The sequence below is a fragment of the Paraburkholderia sp. BR10954 genome, from assembly GCF_040965775.1.
GTDB lineage: Bacteria > Pseudomonadota > Gammaproteobacteria > Burkholderiales > Burkholderiaceae > Paraburkholderia > Paraburkholderia youngii.
The window spans coordinates 1-3654 of the sequence record NZ_JBFRCK010000124.1 but is presented as its reverse complement, the minus strand read 5'-3'; the positions used below and the strand labels follow the sequence as shown (position 1 = coordinate 3654).

The 3654-nt window shown below is 59.7% G+C and carries 2 protein-coding genes and 2 pseudogenes; 3 read left to right on the top strand and 1 reads right to left on the bottom strand.

What is annotated here, in order from left to right; all coding sequences use genetic code 11:
- Nucleotides 1-127 precede the first annotated feature (127 nt).
- The 3 genes and pseudogenes from AB4Y34_RS41095 to AB4Y34_RS41085 all read left to right on the top strand — a co-directional run.
- Nucleotides 128-693 (top strand): annotated as a pseudogene (locus AB4Y34_RS41095) (CoA transferase); the annotation flags it as partial.
- A gap of 77 nt (nucleotides 694-770) precedes the next feature.
- Nucleotides 771-2083 (top strand): annotated as a pseudogene (locus tag AB4Y34_RS41090) (MFS transporter).
- Between the two features lie 53 nt (nucleotides 2084-2136).
- The gene (locus AB4Y34_RS41085) at nucleotides 2137-3210 is read left to right on the top strand and encodes an amidohydrolase (protein WP_176370114.1); all 1074 of its coding nucleotides are present in this window, start codon (nucleotides 2137-2139) and stop codon (nucleotides 3208-3210) included.
- Between the two features lie 253 nt (nucleotides 3211-3463).
- Here AB4Y34_RS41085 and AB4Y34_RS41080 read toward each other — a convergent pair.
- On the bottom strand, nucleotides 3464-3654 hold a 191-nt coding region (locus AB4Y34_RS41080; RefSeq protein ID WP_368719221.1), incomplete at its 5' end, for a hypothetical protein.

Sequence of the window (3654 nt, the reverse complement as noted above, 5' to 3'; positions counted from 1 at the left end):
CATGCGTGCGCATGCCCCGCGCGGATCGCGCGGCAAACCGGTAATTCAGCGGGAAATTGCACGCGCAAGTCTCCTGAACGTAGCTTCGGTCGTCATGACGGGGCGCTTTTCAACAGCCTGCTAGGGCGTCTATGACGTGTTCTCGGTGAAAAACGGCGAGCAGATCTTTCTTGCGGTCGCCTCCGATACTCAATGGGCGCCGTTCTGCGACGCTTTCGGGCTGGCGGAGCTCAAGTCGGATGAGCGGCTAGCCTCCAACAATCTGCGCGTGCAGGCCCGCGAATGGTTGCTGCCGCAGCTTCGAAAACATTTGGAAGCGTTCACCGCCGCGGAGATTAGCGCGATCTTCGAGCGCTGCGGGCTGCCTTATGCGCCGATCATGAAGCCGCAGGATCTTTTCGATGATCCGCACCTGCTCGCTACCGGCGGACTCGCCGAAGTGACTTTGCCGCCTGACGCCAGCGATGCGGGGCAAGCCATCGCGACACGGACTGCGCTGCTGCCCTTGACGCTCGGTGGTGAGCGCCTGCACCTACGCGCGCCGCCGCCTTCGCTCGGTCAGGATACTCGACAGATCTCGGATACACGGCTGAGGATCTCGGACGATTGATCGAGGCTGGGGTTGTCAAGTGTCGGGACGCCCAGCCTCACGATGCGTCGAATCCTTCGGCGAACGAACTCGCCAGCGCCTGAACTAGCGAAGCAAACAAGCAGTCACTGTTCCGCAGAGGCCGGGCCTCTGCGCGCCGCGATTTGTCCGGAGACGAGGCATGGCATTGAGTTCATCGAATATCGCCACAGGCCGCGCGGCGGATTCCACCCTCGAGCACTCCGCGGTCAGAAAAGCCGCGCGGCGCTTCATTCCGCTACTGGCGCTTGCGTACTTCTTCAACTATCTCGATCGCACCAGCGTCGGTTTCGCGGCGTTGACAATGAACCGCGATCCGGATTTGACCGCTACGCAATTCGGCTGGGACGCTGGCATCATGTTTGCGGGGTATTGCTTGTTCGAGATTCCGAGTACCCTCGCGCTGTACCGCTTCGGCGCGCGGCGCTGGCTCGCCCGCATCATGATCACGTGGGGCCTCTTCGCAGCGGCAACGGCACTGGCTGTCGGCCCGAAAAGCTTCTACGCGATCCGGCTGATGCTTGGCATCGGCGAGGCCGATTTTTTCCCGGTGTGATCTTTTTTCTCGCGGTCTGGTTTCCGCCTGCCTATCGCACCCGAGTTCTGGCTTGGTTCACCGTCTCCACGCCGCTCTCGTCGCTCGTCGGGGGGGCCGCTCTCGGCTGGCCTGCTGCACATGGACGGTGTCTTGGGACTAGCTGGCTGGAGGTGGATGTTCGTCGTTCAAGGACCGCCCGCGTGCGTGCTCGGTTTTCTAGCACTCAAAATGCTGGCGGACAAGCCCGCCGATGCGAAGTGGTTGTCCCACGACGAACGGCAAGCTCTGCAGGGGCGTTCGATCGAGAAGACACGTCAAGTCGGAAGAAGAAAAATTTCGTCGCGGCATTGAAGGACGTGCGAACCTACATTCTGGCGATGATTTCCTTCGGCTTCACGATGGGCTCTTACGGCATCGGCATCTGGCTCCCTCAGATGCTGAGGGCTCACGGCATGAGCGTGGCAAAGACGGGCTGGATGTCGGCGGTGCCTTACTTCTTTGCTACTGTTGCGTTGCTCTGGTGGGCCAAGCGAGTCGATAGTCGCGGCGGGCCGATAAAGAATCTGGCCGCGGGTCTGCTGATCGGCGCAATCGCGCTCGGCGTCTCGACGTACTTTCATCAACTACTTCCGACGATGGCCGGCCTCACGCTCGCGCTTATCACCACGATTGCTGGGCGAACGATCTTCTATACGCTCCCAGCCAGCTTCCTTTCCGGCCAAGCGGCCGCCGGTGGGCTCGCCTTCATCAACTCGTTCGGCGCGCTTGGCGGCTTTGCCGGACCGTATCTCATCGGCTATCTGAAAGACGGTTTCGGTACGTTCTCAGCCGGCATGATTGGTCTGTCAATCGCGCTGGGCATCACGACATTGCTGACACTGTCACTTCACGCGTTCGATTCCGGAGAACAGACGTGAACAAATCTCATTCGCCGCGGCGTCGGCAATTGCTCGGCACTGCCGCAGCTTCCATGATTCTCTCCCCTGTCACCGGGCGCCATGCGTTTGCAAGAGAGGAAAAGCACGTCATGAGCACAACGAGTAGTTACCTTCCCGTTCGGGCCGACTGGCTCGCTCGCGGCACCGAAGCCGCGCTCGAGCCCGACATGCCGATCATCGATGCGCATCATCACTTCTACAAGCGCCCAGGATGGACCTACCTTCTGGACGAGTATCTCGAGGACGCGCGCTCGGGACATAACATTACTGCCTCGGCGTTCATGCAGGCGCTGACACGGTATCGCCCGTCTGGTCCCGAGGCACTGCGCCCTGTGGGAGAAATCGAATATGTTGCAAGCGTCACGACCCCTTTGCAGAGCGGCAAGCCGCAGGTTGCGAAAGCCATGGTCGGCTCCGCTGATCTTCGCCGCGGATCAGCGGTGCGCGATGCTCTCGAAGCAGAACTGCATGCTGGCGATGGTAGATTTCGTGGCGTTAGGCACCTCGTTACTTGGGATGCCGACCGGTCCCTTGTCAATCCATTGTCGGCGCCCCCGCGAGGGCTGCTGCTCGATCCGGACTACGGGGCGGGAGTCGCACAACTAGCTTCGCTTGGACTCTCATACGACGCGTGGTTATTCTTTCCGCAGCTGCCGGAGTTGTACGAGCTAGCCAAGTCCAATCCTCATACGTCTTTCATCATCAACCATTGCGGCGGCGTTCTCCGGATCGCCAGCTATGCAAAGCAGCGCGAGGAAGTATTCGATGCGTGGTCCCGTTCAATGCGCACGCTCGCCGAACTGCCGAATGTCTATGTGAAGGTGGGTGGCCTTGGTATGCGCATCAATGGCTTCGAGTTCGAAAAGGGCGAGCGCCCACCCTCGTCGGACCAATGGGCACAGGCGTGGAAGCCATGGATCTATACGTGTATCGATGCATTCGGTGCGGCCCGCTGCATGTTCGAAAGCAATTTCCCCGTGGACAAGGGCTCTTATCCCTTCAGCAACGGTTGGAACGCCTTCAAGAAGTTGACTGCGCAAGCGAGTCCCGCAGAGCGCGAAGCATTGTTTCGGGGCACGGTCACCAAAGCCTATCGCTTCGAATGAGTGCGTCCGATGGATCAGCGGGGCCGGCCCGGAAGCATCGTCATCAATGTCGGTCCAACAACTGCGTTTGGACAGCCTTTGTGTGTGTATGACAGGACCGGCGCGATAGCCGCCTGATGACGCCGACTTGGAAGGAACTACCGTTCTTGCCAATGACGCCATGCTGACAGTTCAACTGCCAGCATCGGTACGTCCCGGACGCTTTTTGTCATCGTAGCGCGAATTTTGACTATCTGCAGTAGCAGTTTTCGGGTTACTTGCGGCCCATTTCACTTTCTGTAGCATCGGGCATGCTCAGTTCTCCGCGGCAAGCTAAGGAGTCGGGTCTGAATAATTCGTTTTGGACGGCGCTTGCCCTCACGGCTGGTATTCGACAGCGATTGAGCGGTTGAGCAAAGCGGCCAGAACAGCGGCGTAAAAAAGCCTCAGCTTCCTGAGGATCAT